Source organism: Streptomyces sp. NPDC014995 (assembly GCF_043080745.1).
Lineage (GTDB): Bacteria > Actinomycetota > Actinomycetes > Streptomycetales > Streptomycetaceae > Streptomyces.
The window spans coordinates 1-12364 of the sequence record NZ_JBIBVX010000031.1 but is presented as its reverse complement, the minus strand read 5'-3'; the positions used below and the strand labels follow the sequence as shown (position 1 = coordinate 12364).

12 protein-coding genes and 2 pseudogenes are annotated in these 12364 nt (G+C 68.9%); 5 read left to right on the top strand and 9 right to left on the bottom strand.

All coding sequences use genetic code 11. The features are described 5' to 3' along the window. Positions 1-7 precede the first annotated feature (7 nt). Positions 8-700, bottom strand: coding sequence for a response regulator (locus tag ACF1A1_RS38170; protein ID WP_392006652.1), 693 nt, complete (start codon positions 698-700; stop codon positions 8-10). A gap of 137 nt (positions 701-837) precedes the next feature. Here ACF1A1_RS38170 and ACF1A1_RS38165 point away from each other — a divergent pair, with 137 nt between their 5' ends. Further along, positions 838-1722: a DUF3152 domain-containing protein gene (locus tag ACF1A1_RS38165; RefSeq protein ID WP_392006650.1), complete on the top strand. Its 885-nt coding sequence runs from the start codon at positions 838-840 to the stop codon at positions 1720-1722. 9 nt (positions 1723-1731) lie between these two features. Here ACF1A1_RS38165 and ACF1A1_RS38160 read toward each other — a convergent pair. The 7 genes and pseudogenes from ACF1A1_RS38160 to ACF1A1_RS38130 all read right to left on the bottom strand — a co-directional run. Further along, positions 1732-2338, bottom strand: a pseudogene (locus ACF1A1_RS38160) (extracellular solute-binding protein); the annotation flags it as partial. Positions 2339-2494: 156 nt separating this feature from the next. Then, positions 2495-2743, bottom strand: a complete 249-nt coding sequence (locus tag ACF1A1_RS38155) for a carboxymuconolactone decarboxylase family protein (protein ID WP_392006648.1) — start codon at positions 2741-2743, stop codon at positions 2495-2497. Beyond that, complete coding sequence (locus ACF1A1_RS38150) at positions 2736-2900, bottom strand: hypothetical protein (protein ID WP_392006646.1); 165 nt, start codon at positions 2898-2900, stop codon at positions 2736-2738. Before ACF1A1_RS38150 ends, ACF1A1_RS38155 begins: the two co-directional genes overlap by 8 nt. Positions 2901-3397: 497 nt before the next feature. Next, the gene (locus tag ACF1A1_RS38145; protein WP_392006644.1) at positions 3398-3772 is read right to left on the bottom strand and encodes a nuclear transport factor 2 family protein; all 375 of its coding nucleotides are present in this window, start codon (positions 3770-3772) and stop codon (positions 3398-3400) included. A 57-nt stretch (positions 3773-3829) separates the two neighbouring features. Next, positions 3830-4636 carry a DUF1684 domain-containing protein gene (locus ACF1A1_RS38140; RefSeq protein ID WP_392006642.1) on the bottom strand — a complete coding sequence of 269 codons (807 nt, stop codon included), beginning with the start codon at positions 4634-4636 and terminating at the stop codon, positions 3830-3832. Positions 4637-4812: 176 nt separating this feature from the next. Continuing rightward, positions 4813-5685 (bottom strand): class I SAM-dependent methyltransferase, encoded by an 873-nt coding sequence (locus tag ACF1A1_RS38135; RefSeq protein WP_392006640.1) that lies wholly within the window; start codon positions 5683-5685, stop codon positions 4813-4815. Between the two features lie 131 nt (positions 5686-5816). Continuing rightward, positions 5817-6422: a helix-turn-helix domain-containing protein gene (locus ACF1A1_RS38130; RefSeq protein WP_392006638.1), complete on the bottom strand. Its 606-nt coding sequence runs from the start codon at positions 6420-6422 to the stop codon at positions 5817-5819. A 92-nt stretch (positions 6423-6514) separates the two neighbouring features. On the opposite strand from ACF1A1_RS38130, the gene ACF1A1_RS38125 reads away from it, so the two are divergent. The 3 genes and pseudogenes from ACF1A1_RS38125 to ACF1A1_RS38115 all read left to right on the top strand — a co-directional run. Further along, on the top strand, positions 6515-7528 hold the full coding sequence (locus ACF1A1_RS38125) for an NAD(P)/FAD-dependent oxidoreductase (protein WP_392006636.1): 1014 nt from the start codon (positions 6515-6517) through the stop codon (positions 7526-7528). Between the two features lie 136 nt (positions 7529-7664). Beyond that, positions 7665-9263, top strand: coding sequence for an MFS transporter (locus tag ACF1A1_RS38120; protein ID WP_392006634.1), 1599 nt, complete (start codon positions 7665-7667; stop codon positions 9261-9263). 269 nt (positions 9264-9532) lie between these two features. Further along, positions 9533-9868: pseudogene (locus ACF1A1_RS38115) on the top strand (transposase); the annotation flags it as partial. A gap of 296 nt (positions 9869-10164) precedes the next feature. On the opposite strand, the gene ACF1A1_RS38110 reads toward ACF1A1_RS38115, so the two are convergent. Next, on the bottom strand, positions 10165-10668 hold the full coding sequence (locus tag ACF1A1_RS38110; protein ID WP_392006632.1) for a MarR family winged helix-turn-helix transcriptional regulator: 504 nt from the start codon (positions 10666-10668) through the stop codon (positions 10165-10167). Between the two features lie 4 nt (positions 10669-10672). On the opposite strand from ACF1A1_RS38110, the gene ACF1A1_RS38105 reads away from it, so the two are divergent. Next, the gene (locus ACF1A1_RS38105; protein WP_392006630.1) at positions 10673-11617 is read left to right on the top strand and encodes an NAD-dependent epimerase/dehydratase family protein; all 945 of its coding nucleotides are present in this window, start codon (positions 10673-10675) and stop codon (positions 11615-11617) included. The last annotated feature ends 747 nt before the right edge of the window (positions 11618-12364 follow it).

The window sequence follows — 12364 nt, the reverse complement described above, 5'->3', positions numbered from 1 at the left end:
AGCCGCCTCACCGGGACGCGAACCGGTAGCCGAAGCCGCGCACGGTCTGGATGTAGCGGGGCTCGCGCGAGGGTTCGCCCATCTTGGCGCGCAGCCGTTTGACGCAGGCGTCCACCAGGCGTGCGTCGCCGTGGTAGCTGTGTTCCCAGACGGCCTCCAGGAGTTGCTGCCGGCTGAACACCTGGCCGGGCGAGGCGGACAGGGTGAGCAGCAGCCGTAGTTCGGACGGGGCGAGCGAGACCGGAGCGCCCTGCCAGGTGACCGAGAGACCGGCCCGGTCGACGGCCAGGTCCCCGTACGTGTCGATCTTCGGTATCCCACCGTCGGCGGGCGCCCCGGCCGCCCGGCGCAGGACGGCACGGATACGCGCCGCCAGCACCCGTGCCTGCACGGGCTTTACCACGTAGTCGTCGGCTCCGGCTTCCAGGCCTACGACGATGTCCTCGTCGTCGCCGCGCGCGGTCGCCATGATGATCGGCAGCGTCTGGTCCAGGGCCCGCATCCCCCGGCACACGTCCAGTCCGGGCATGCCGGGCAGCATCAGGTCCAGCACCACGACGTCCGGCCGGAAGGACCGCAGCCGCTCCAGTCCCTCCTCGCCCGTCTCGGCGGCGGCGACCTCGTGGGCCTGGCGGCGCAGGGCGAGCGCGACGCCTTCCCGTACGGCAGGGTCGTCTTCGATCAGCAGAACGCGTGGCATGCGCTCAGTATCCGCAGAACCTCTACAAGCCAGGGCCACTGTTACCGGATGATCACATGAGCCCAACAGGGGCCCGTTATCGTTTCGTTATCGTCTGGGCCAGATCCCATCACATCGCGGTCACAGTCTGAACGACCATGACCGCGCACCGAGCAACTCCGTCCCGCACCCGCCGCCGCAGGAGCGGCCGCGCGCACGCCTCCGCGCGCGGGCGGAAGGGACCGCTGTGGGGAGGGCTGGCCGCGCTGACCCTCCTCGGGGCCATCGGTTTCGCGGCCGTGGGATGGACGTCCGCGGACCGGGGAGGGGCGGGAGTCGGGGCCGGAGCCGGGGGCGACTCCGCCGCGCGGGACGAGCCCACCGGGCGCGCGGCGTCCAGCCCCGCCCCGCGCAGTCCTTCCGCGAGCCCGTCCGTCAGCCCGTCGAGTCCCTCCGCCGGCTCTTCCGAGCCGGTCATCCCGGCCACGGGACCGGGTACCTTCACGACCGCTCCTGGCGGGAGCGCCAAGGTGGGGCAGGGGACGGTCCTGCGCTACCGGGTCGAGGTCGAGGACGGCCTGAAGCTGTCCGCCGCGGCGGTCGCCGAGCAGGTGGAGGGCATCCTGGCCGACCGGCGCGGCTGGACGGCGGACGGCCGCTCCGCGTTCCAGCGGGTGTCGGGCGGCAGTACCGACTTCGTCGTACGCGTCGCGACACCCGGGACCGTGGACAAGATCTGCGGTCAGTACGGGCTGGACACCGGCGGCGAGGTCAACTGCAGCGTGGACAAGAACGTGATGGTCAACCTCAAGCGGTGGGAACTGGCAACGCCCGTCTACGCCAAGGACGTGACGTCCTACCGGGCGCTGATCATCAACCACGAGGTCGGCCATTTCCTCGGGCACGGTCATGTCACCTGCCCCGGCCCCGGCAAGCCGGCTCCCGCGATGATGCAGCAGATCAAGGGCATGCACGGCTGCGTGCCCAACGTCTGGCCGTACGACGGCGAGGGACGGTACGTCACCGGCCCCGCCGTTCCCTGAGCGGAGGGCTCATCGCTGGTACCGGGCCAGCACCAGGTTCCCGTCTTCCTCCAGGCGTTCGCGCAGTTCGTCCAGCCCGATCGCGCCGCTGTAGTACTCCTGGAAGGCGGGCGTGGCGACCTTGTCCTTCCACCCCGGGCAGCCGCGCACGGACTGCGCGGGCGCGGGGCGCAGGTGCGCGGCGAGGGCGGTGCCGGTGGCCCAGCCGTCCTTCGCGGTGTGCAGGGCGGGGTCCTTCGGGGCCTGGGTGCCGGTGGGCAGCATCCAGTCGCCCAGGGCGAGCCGGACCATGTTCCGCGGCCGGAGCAGGAAGTCGAGGAAGGCGGCGGCCTCCTTCTTGTGCGGGCTGTCCTCGGCGACGGACCGGGTCTGCGGGCTGACGTCCTGAGTGAGCCCGTCGGCACCGGCCTGGGCGGGCAGCACCTGCCAGTTGAAGCCCTTGGGTGCCTGTTGGACGATCTGCTGGCGGTGGGAGAAGCCGAGCGGGACCATCGCGGTACTTGCCGCCGAAGAAGCCGGGCAGGGTGTCCGAGCCGCCGCTGCCGAGGGTGGTGGGCGAGGCGCTGTGGTCGGTGTTCGCCTGGTCGTGGATGGTGCGCGGCACGGTGTGGTCGGCCGCCAAGTACTACTCGCCGCCGTTTTCGACCCACCGGCCCGTTCTGCCGCCATGCTGCTGCACTGGCCCACCTGGCGCAGACACCACCAGGCAACAGCCCGACGCAGCGCCTACCAACGAGGGTCCGCCGACCGTACCGGCGGGTCCTACAGGTCCTCAGTCTGCCCGGCGGGAGGCGAGGAGTTCCGCCACTGCCTGTGATGCCTGGATCGCGCGAGGGAAGCCGCCGGGAATGGTGGTGAGGTAGACGACCTCCTTCGGCTCGTCCTCGGTGGCCCCCGCGTTGAGGACGTACCCTCCATGGATCTTGATGAAGTCGCCGAGGCCGAGGGCCGCGAAGGCTGCGAGGAGCGCGAACTGGCGGGTACGGACATCGAGGACATCCCGGGCAAAGAGCTCACCCACCGCGTAGGCGTTGACAGCGTTGGGCCAGGAAGGGGAAGTCGCGGTCGAGTGCGTCCAGCGAGGGGGCGCCGCCCCCTCTCAGTGTCTTCATGATGTCCTCGCCGCGCTTGCGGCGGACGGCCGTGGTCTCGTTGGGGTCGGCGGTGTTCGCAGGCATGTGCTGTTCCTCTCTCAGGTGTCGATGTGTGCTCGACGTGGTCAGGTCCGGGACGAGGGCTTGTCCGATGCCGGGCGGGGGCCGGTCGAGATAGTCGTGTGCGTCGATGACGTGGCCATCGCGGACCCTCCCGGCGAAGCAGGCGGCCATCTCGAGGCGCTTGTCGGGGTCAGGGCCCGTCCCGTCCTCAGGAACTTGGCAACGACGACCTCGGGATCCGTTGTGTCGTGCTAGATGTATTGACCACGAGCGTTGTTGACACTGGGAACTGCCAATGTGCCCAGTGCCTGCCCTGACGCAGGACTGCGCGCGGTGACGTCGTTGGATCATCGACGTATCGAGTTGCAGCTCCTCGCCCGAACTCGCAGCAGTGCTGGCCGCGGCTGAGAACGAAAGGTGCCTCTCGCCAGCTACTTCCCTCACCGGGCGGCGGGCCCCTCTCCGTCAGCGCGGCCCGTCCACGTCTGCCGGCGGTGAGTACGGCCCGCTCTCGGCTCTCAGCTGTCCTGGCTGACGGGGATGAAGTTGGCGTACTCCTCGATGCGGGTGATCGCTCCGGCGTCGTTGAAGCCGAAGAAGACGGCGGCGTGCACCTCGCCGCGCATCCCGTTCTTTGTGGCGACGTGCACCAAGTGCTGCTGAAGAACTTCGCCGTGCTGAGAGAGCTGGCGGAGGATCTCATAGCGCATCGACTCGATGGACTCGATCTGGCCCTCCATTCCCGCGACGTTCTCCTCGATGGACTGCTCGCCCTTGCCATCGTTGTGCCACACGGTGGCGGTTTCGGCGCAGAGCGCACGGGCGGCCTTCCAGTCGCGCGACTCGAGTGCGCGGAGGTAGGCGACGGCCTTGTCCTTGAGGTCCTGACTCATGCTGGTCTTCTTCCTGTACGGGCTACGGGTAACGGTGCGAAAGGGGGTTGGGGCAGGTCAGCTCTGGCCGGTGGCGGAGTGGATCAGGGCGCGCTCGCCGACCTCGATGCGCATGGGCAGGTGGTTGCCGGGTGGCGAAAGGGGGCAGACAAAGACGTCCGGGTTCAGGTGGTGGTGCGAGAGCGTGGCCTGGTTGAAGTCCACGGTCACGGCGCTGCCGGGCTCCAGCAGCGGCAGCACCAGCCAGCGGCCGATCTGCGGGGTGGAGTCCCCATTGGTCTCGTCGGTGAAGATCACCAGGCGCTGCCCGGGAGACTCCTCAAGAACGGCGAGGACGTATTCGGTGCCGTGCACGGTCACGACCAGGTCGAGGGGAGCGAGGATGGCCTCCGTGCTCCGCGGGGCGGTCAGTCGTTCCACCTCGATACGCCGCCCTTCCGGCGCAGCCCGGTAGTGGCCCTCGAAAACCCAATCCGGGTTATACGGGAAGCGGTCGATGCCGCTGAGGCCGGAGCGTTCGACCCGGCTTTGATCCATGACGATGACGCCATAGAAGCCATCGGCGCCGCCCGCGAAGCCGTTCAGGTTGCCGGGGAATTCCAGAACGCTGCCGGAGGGAACTTCCGTGGTTCCGTCGACGGCCTCGCCGTTGGCGCGCACGCCGTCCTCGGCCTTGGCGGCCACTGTCAGCGCACCCGTTTCTGTGGTGGTCCACTGGCCGGGCAGGCCGGGCAGGGTGTGCGGATCGCGGCCGTTGATCTTGGCCTTGGCGATGACCGTGCCCTTCCCGTTCGTTCCGGCGATCTCTTCCCACCGGCCCTGGCGCCAGGCTTCGTGGTCGGCGGGAACCTGAGGTGCAGTCATGGAGATACTCCCTTCCTCTCCACCGCGCCGTGGGTGCGCGGCGGTAGCGCCGCGCGAGGCGTGCGCCGGCATGGTTGCTCAGCCGACGACACGCACGCGGGTGCGCGGCAGTGGTTGCGTATGAGGCAAGTAACTGGCTGTCGGCGCTGCCCGACAGACAACAGGGCGGCCCGGGTTCAGGCGCGGCGGGCTGCCCAGACGGTGCGCTCGGTGCGGACCGCGAGGTCGCTTCGGCGCAGGATGCTGTGTGGGCTGTCGACATCCAGGAGTTCGTCGAGTGCGACGAGGTCTTCGGGGCTGAGGGCAGGTGCGGCGGCGCCGCGGATGCGCTGCAGGCTGGCGTGGGCGTAGCGGCCGATGGCCTGATTGCGGTTGCCTTCGATGTTCACGGTGATGGTGCGCTCGTCCTCGACGGTGAACCCTGCGGCGGTCAGCATCGGCCCCCAGTCGGCACCGCGGTGGGGTACGTGTTCGGCGTGATAGCTGTCGGTTGCGGCATGGGCGCGCCCCTCGAGCCCAGGCCGGCCCTCGGGCGCGTGGGCGGGCAGGAAGCGGGGGAAACCGTCCAGTTCCACGAGGGCGAACAGGCCGCCCGGCGCGAGCAGTTCGTGGACGTCGGCCAGTGCGCGGTCGGGGCGGGCCATGTGATGCATGGAAGCGGAGGCCCACGCCAGGCCCGGTGTGCCGAGGTCGGGCCAGTGGTCGGTGTTGAGGTCGGCCTGCACGGTGCGCACACGGTCCTGCATGCCGCGGGCGTATGCCTTCTCGCGCAGGAGTTGCAGGTGGCCGGCGGAGGCGTCGACGGCGGTGACGTGTGCGTCGGGGAAGCGTTCAAGGAGGGCAAAGGTGCCCGCACCGGTGCCGCAGCCCAGGTCCACGATTTGGCGCGGCTCGGACTTCAGGGGGAGCCAGGCGGTGATGGACGCGATGTGCTCGGCGAGCACCTCGGCGTCCAGGTCAAGGATCTCCGCCTGGCCGCTGCCGTCGTGCTCTGGGTGGTGGCCGTGCGAGCCGCCATGGTGAGGGCTGGGGCCGTGAGCTGGGGTCATGGCACCACCGTAAGCACCTCATGCGTGAATCGCACGACTGCTTGCGCAATACGCAAAGAGGTCGCTCTGTGTGCTGCCTGCCACGCAAAATCCCTCTCTACTGGCGGCACACCACCGTTCTCGCACGGGCGCTACTCGCAGGGGCCCTGTGCGCTGTCGCAGTCGCCGGACTCGTCGGTGTCGCGTTGGTGGCCGCGGCGGGCGTCACGGTCGAAGATGCCCATGATCTCGCACGGCCCGCCCTCGGCGCCGATCGCGTGCGGCATCATGGTGGGGAACTCGGCGGCCTGATTGGTCTCAATGCGGAACCGGCGATGGCCGAGCATCAGGATTGCCGTACCGGACAGGACCACCAGCCATTCGCGGCCGGGGTGGGCGCGCATGCGGGCGGGATTGTCGGGCGGCGGTTGGGTCATCCGCTGACGCATGACGCTCATGCCGGGTTCGCCCTTTATGGGCCAGCGCATCAGGCCGTGGGTGCCGTCGATCATCGGGCTGATGACGACGTCGTCGGCGGCGTTCTCCACGAGCTGGTCCAGGGTGGTGTCCAGGGCGCGGGCGAGGGTGACGAGCTGGTCGAGGGCGAGGCGGCGCTGACCGTTCTCGATGCGGCTGAGCGAGGACTGACTGAGGTTGGCGCGGGTGGCCAGTTCCTCCAGGGACCACCCCTGTGCGACCCGTAGGGCGCGGATCCGTTTGCGTACGAGGCTGTCCAGCTGCCCATCTTCTTGCGTCATAGGCAATATGTTATGCCTTCACTGCAATGCAGGCTTACCGTCGAATACAGACGGTCCAGCACGGGGGGCCACGTACGACGAAAGGGCGCGACATGTCTGCGAAGACTTCCCGCTACGAGAGCGACACCCTGCCCGTCGAGACCGTGGACGTGGTGGTGATCGGCGGCGGCGCCGCGGGCCTGAACGGCGCGCTCATGCTCGCCCGCTCGCGCCGCTCGGTCGTCGTGATCGACAGCGGCACCCCGCGCAACGCGCCCGCCGCAGCGATGCACGGCTTCATCGTCCTGGACGGCACCCCGCCACCCGAGATCCTCAAACGCGGACGCCAACAGGTACGCCAGTACGGCGGCCAGATCGTCTTCGGCGAAGTGGCCGCCACCGAGCCCGCCGCCCCCACGGCCGACGGTGATCTCCGGTTCACCGTCACCCTGGCCGACGGCCGCACGCTCACCGCGCGCCGCGTCCTGGTGGCCACCGGCCTGCGCGACGTCCTGCCCGAGGTTCCGGGCCTGGCCGAGCACTGGGGCCGCAGCGTTGTGCACTGCCCCTACTGCCACGGCTGGGAGGTCCGTGACAAGCCCATCGGCATCCTCGCAACCAGCCCTGCCTCCCTCCACCACGCACTGCTGTTCCGTCAGCTCACCGACAACCTGGTCTACTTCACCGGCGGCACCGTCCTGGACGAGGACGCGCGCGCCCGGTTCGCCGCCCGCAACATCCGCAACATCGAGACGGAGGTGCAGGAAGTCGTCAACGACGAGGGCGGCGCTCTTGCCGGCCTGCGCCTGGTCGACGGCACATTCGTGGAACGGCGGGTCATCGCGGTGGCCACGCAGATGCAGGCCCGCACCGAGGGCCTGGACGGACTGAAGCTGCCGATGGAAGACCTGCCCGACAACACGGGCCGCCGCTTCGCCTCCGCCATGGCCGGCACCACCGGCGTTCCGGGCGTGTGGGTGGCCGGAAACGCCACCGACCTCACCGCGCAGGTCGGCGCGTCCGCCGCGGCCGGCGCCCTGGCCGGATCCCATATCAACGCCCTCCTGGCCACCGCCGACACCGACGCGGCCCTCGCCGCAGCACAGGCCGAGAACGCCCCCGCCTGACACCCCAGCTGCCGTAGCTGAACCGCGCGACCGCACACCTGCAGTCCGCGCGGTGAAAAGACCTCCTGCTTCACCACCCTTTGGCGACCGGCCCTGCTCCGGCGCTGATTCCGCATGCCCCTCTTGAGAGGAAACAATGAGCAGCAACCTGCCTCCCCAGGCGGCGGCCGCACCAGTTAGCGGCGAAGGTACGCCGGATGCGCGTCAGCTCCGCGCGATCCTGATCACCGTCTCGATCGCGCTGATGGCCGTCATCGCCTCGGTGTCCGGCCTGAACGTCGCCCAGACCCGTATGGCCGTCGAGTTCAGTGCCTCGCAGACCACCGTCCTGTGGATCATCAATATCTACACCCTGGCCCTGGCCGCCCTGCTGCTGCCGCTCGGCGCGATCGGTGACCGGCTGGGCCGAAAGCCCATGCTGATCACCGGACTGATCATCTTCGGCGCGGCCAGCGTCGTCGCGGGCCTCGCCCCGTCGGCCGCGGTGATGATCGGCGCCCGCGTTGCCGCGGGCATCAGCGCCGCGATGATCATGCCGATCACGCTGGCCGTCATCACCTCCACGTTCCCCGAGGAGGAACGAGGCAAAGCGATCGGCGTATGGACCGGCGTCGCCGGAGGCGGCGGCATCCTGGGCATGTTCCTCTCCGCCCTGCTGGTCGACGTCGCGGACTGGCGCTGGCTGTTCGTGCTGCCCGTGGTCCTGGTCGTCGTCGCGCTGGCGATGACGCTGAAGTCGGTGCCCAACTCCAGCGAACGCTCTACCCATTCCTTCGACACCATCGGTGCACTGGTGTCCACCATCGCCATGATCGGCGTCATCTTCGTCCTGCAGGAAGGCCCCGAGCGCGGCTGGACCGACCCCGTCACCCTGATCAGCCTGGCCGTCGGCGTCGTCGCCGCCATCGCCTTCGTGGCCTGGGAACTGCACCGCCGCGACGCATCCCTGCTGGACGTACGCCTCTTCCGTGAGCGCGGCCTGGCCAGCGGCTCGATCACCCTGCTCGTCGTCTTCGGCGTCCAGGCCGGCATCGCCGTCCTGCTCTTCCCGTTCTTCCAGGCCGTGCTGGGCTGGTCGGGTCTGTTGTCCACCGTGGCGATGATGCCGATGGCCGTCATGATGATGATGACCTCCAGCCTGGCCCCCAAGATGGCCGCCAAGATCGGCGCCCGCTCCACCATGACCGTGGGCGTCGCCCTGTCCACCGTCGGCCTGGCACTGATGGCCCTGTTCGTCTCCGTCGACGGCGGCTACCTGTCCATCCTCGCCGGCATGTTCGCCATGGGCATCGGAATGGGCCTGTCCATGACGCCCTCCACCGAGGCCATCACCAGCTCCCTGCCACGCGCCAAGCAGGGCGTGGCCTCCGCCCTCAACGACGTCACCCGTGAATTCGGCACCGCCTTGGGCGTCGCGATGCTCGGCGCGCTCCTGGCCGACGGATACCGCAGCGCCATCGACGACAAGCTCGACAGCATCCCCCCGGGAGCTGCGGACACCGCACGCGAAGGCATCGCCAACGCCATCGAGGTAGCCCCGAGCACTGGCAGCCACGCGCAGGACCTGATCCACACCGCGCAGCAGTCCTTCGTCGACGGCTGGCAGCAGGCCATGTGGGCAGGCGTCGCCGTCATGGCCGGCCTGTTCCTCTACATCCTCGCCCGCGGCCCGAAGAACACCACCCCGACACCGAATCACGACGCAGGAGCCCCAGAAGCTGTGTCCGCGCGGTAACTGGGCTATTCAGCACCCTTCACTGACTTCGGCTCGTCGGGTGAATCTTCGCGAAGTCCCTGAAGGGTTTGGGGTGGTGACTGTATTCCGTGGTGTGTGAGGTATGCGGATGGGGGCGGGCTGACCGCTGCGGGACGTCGGCGCAGGGAGTCGGTACGGCTGCAGGCGAGCCCGCAGGTCCCCGTGCGGCGGGTCGCCGAGCGTGACGAGCAGGCCGTCACCGCGTAAGTCTCCCTGGTGAACGGGCAGTTCGACCGGAGGAGCGCGCGATGGCCTTGTCCCAGTCTGACCTGATGCGGCTGCTGGAGTCACTACGTACGGCCGACGGAGTTGAGACGATCAGGGTGCTGTGCGAGCGCATCCTGCAGGAACTCATCAAGGCCGAGGCCACCGAGGTCATCGGCGCCGCCCCGGGCGAACACTCCGAGAAACGCACCACCTGGCGCAACGGCCGCCGGGACAGGCTGCTGACCACGCAGGCCGGCGACCTGGACCTGTAGATCCCCAAGGTGCGGGCCGGGTCGTTCTTCCCTTCTCTGCTGGAGCGGCGCCGGTGGATCGACCGGGCCCTGTTCGCCGTGGTGATGGAGGCATACGTCGCAGGGTGAGGATCTCACGCTTTCGCCTGGACAACAGCGGAGCCGCTCTTGAGTTGACTGCTCGTCGCGCGTTCGCCGTGACGGCCGGAGCGGTTTCGAGGACCACGACGAGACCGCCGCGCAGGACCGCCTCCATCGCTCCGGTGAGTTGTGCGGCTGTGATGTCGGGAGCAAGAACTGCCATGGCACCCGCCCTCAAACAGACGTCCGCTTCCTGGGCATTGAGGACACCGAAGACAAGGGTGCGGGCGACTGCAGCACGTGAATCCGGCGGGGTCGCCGGTGACCGTGCAGAGCCTGGTTCAGTTCTCCACCAGGGTCCTCAGCGTGCGGCGGAGTTGATCCGCCGCACCGGGACTGATCCCTGCGAGGAACGCGCTCTCGGCTTCCCCATGCGCTACCTGTGCGGCGTCGTACGCCTGCAACCCCTGGTCAGTGAGCTCAACGACGTTCCGGCGCCGGTCTGCCGGATCCGGTCGTCGCGTGACGATGCCCTTCCGTTCCAGCACGTCCAACAACGCCACCATCGTGGTGCGGTCGATGCCGAGCGTCTGCGCTACCTGCAGCTGCGATGCCGGTTCACGGTGGGCCAGGACTCGAAGCGCCCCGAAGTCCTTGCTGTCGATCCCGAACGGTTCGAGCGCTGTATCCGTCAGCGCCGTGAGCTTGAGGGCGGCGTGCTTGAGGAGGTAACCCAGGACGTCGTGCGGGTCAGCGGTGGCGCTCGATTCGGTGGACATGAGCCCCAGCTTACGCTTAAGCTGATCGTCAGTACTGCTGACGATCAGCACCACGACGAATGGCATCGACATGATTCTTGTCACCGGAGGGGTCGGCTTCATCGGCTCCCACACCGTCCGCGCACTCGCTGAGGCGGGTGAGGAGTGCGTCCTCCTCCAGCGCCGCAGCCCGCAGGTTCCGCGCCACCTCGCAGACCTGCCCGTGCACGTCGTCCAAGCCGATGTCGCCGACCTCGACGCCCTGCTCGCCGCCGGCCAGCAGTACCCAATCGCTGGGATCGTGCACCTCGCCGTCGCCCTCCCGTGGCCGGTCAGGAACGACGCCCCGATCGACGCATCCGGGCGGGCGCTGGAAGCATTCCTCAACATCGTCCGCGCCGCGCAGGCATGGGGCGTGCGCCGCATCGTGACCGCGAGCACCATCGGCGTATACGGCTTCACATCCCAGGGTGCACTCACCGAGGACATGCCGATCTCCCTGGAGCACTTCCACCCCATCCCGACGTTCAAGAAGATCACCGAGCTGCTCGCCGGCCACCTGTCGGAGGAGACCGACGTAGACATCGTCAACGCACGCATCTCCGGCACCTGGGGGCCCGGCGGGCACCTGCCCGACCCGTTCTTCGCCGCCCCATCGCTCGCACACGCTGCAGCACAGCAAAGCGAACCCGACCTGGCCGGACTCATCGCGCCGCCGCACGCCGAGGACGCGCTCGACCTGCTCTACGTCAAGGACACCGGTCGCGCGCTTGCGCTGCTGCAGCTCGCCGATGAACTGCACCATTCGACGTACAACGTCGCCTCCGGTCGTGCCACCAGCAACGCCGACGTCATCACCGCGATCGAGTCCGTCGCCCCCAGCTTCCAATGTGAACTCCCCTCGGCCGGAGCTCGCCCCGTAAGCTGGCTCGACATCAGGCGTCTGCGCGAGGACACCGGATTCGAGCCCCAGTACGACACCGCCGCCGCTGCCGCTGACTACATCGCCTGGCTTCGCGCTGGAAACAAGCGGTAACCCGCGGCCGCGGCCGACGCCAACTCATTCCTGCCTACCGGAGGGCCATCCATTGTTTCCCGGTAGGGCACTTGCCCCCCAGGGCAGGGCTTCGGCGTCGCGTGACGCCCGGTTCCTGATCATTCCGAGGCCGAGGAGTGCGAGGGGGCGGCGAGGGTCGCGGGGGTTGCGGCGGAGGCCGGCCGCGATGTTCTTCACTCCGGCTGTGCGGAGGGCCGATGGTGAGGCTGCGCCAGCTGGTGCGCGGGGAGCGTTGCCGGTCCGCAGCTGGGAGGCGTTCTCGGCGAAGGTGGTGTCGCGGACGTGGTGCAGGACCTCGATCTTCCAGTAGTCGCGGATGAGTTCGGTGAGCTGGCCGCAGAGGCCTGCTCGGCGGTCAGGCTGGTGACGGTGTAGATCGTCTTGACGGTGGTCTTGCCGCTTTGCGGTCGGTGCGCCGGCGCTTGATCTGGACGGCCTGGCGGGCCCCGGGAAGAGCAGGCTGTTCTCGGTGGCGACCTTGATCCGGCGGATCTCCGCGCGGCCGTGGGCGATGCCCCGGGTGCGTCCCTGAAGCAGGATCTCCTTCCAGGGAAGGGACTTGAGTTAGGCCGTTTCTGATGGCTCTTGGTGGGCTGGGTGGATCTCGTAGTTGGTCGGGCAGGACGCCCTGATGGTGCGGCGACACGAACTCACGGACGCGCAGTGGCGGAAGATCGAACCCCTCCTGCCCGGCAACGGCAAGCCGGGTGGGCAGTGGGCGGATCA

Bases quoted from the DNA above. Each gene is read 5' to 3' on its own strand.
- ACF1A1_RS38170 (WP_392006652.1), bottom strand. From the start codon at position 700: ATGCCACGCGTTCTGCTGATCGAAGACGACCCTGCCGTACGGGAAGGC.
- ACF1A1_RS38165 (WP_392006650.1), top strand. From the start codon at position 838: ATGACCGCGCACCGAGCAACTCCGTCCCGCACCCGCCGCCGCAGGAGC.
- ACF1A1_RS38150 (WP_392006646.1), bottom strand. From the start codon at position 2,900: ATGCCTGCGAACACCGCCGACCCCAACGAGACCACGGCCGTCCGCCGC.
- ACF1A1_RS38145 (WP_392006644.1), bottom strand. From the start codon at position 3,772: ATGAGTCAGGACCTCAAGGACAAGGCCGTCGCCTACCTCCGCGCACTC.
- ACF1A1_RS38140 (WP_392006642.1), bottom strand. From the start codon at position 4,636: ATGACTGCACCTCAGGTTCCCGCCGACCACGAAGCCTGGCGCCAGGGC.
- ACF1A1_RS38135 (WP_392006640.1), bottom strand. From the start codon at position 5,685: ATGACCCCAGCTCACGGCCCCAGCCCTCACCATGGCGGCTCGCACGGC.
- ACF1A1_RS38130 (WP_392006638.1), bottom strand. From the start codon at position 6,422: ATGACGCAAGAAGATGGGCAGCTGGACAGCCTCGTACGCAAACGGATC.
- ACF1A1_RS38125 (WP_392006636.1), top strand. From the start codon at position 6,515: ATGTCTGCGAAGACTTCCCGCTACGAGAGCGACACCCTGCCCGTCGAG.
- ACF1A1_RS38120 (WP_392006634.1), top strand. From the start codon at position 7,665: ATGAGCAGCAACCTGCCTCCCCAGGCGGCGGCCGCACCAGTTAGCGGC.
- ACF1A1_RS38110 (WP_392006632.1), bottom strand. From the start codon at position 10,668: ATGCCATTCGTCGTGGTGCTGATCGTCAGCAGTACTGACGATCAGCTT.
- ACF1A1_RS38105 (WP_392006630.1), top strand. From the start codon at position 10,673: ATGATTCTTGTCACCGGAGGGGTCGGCTTCATCGGCTCCCACACCGTC.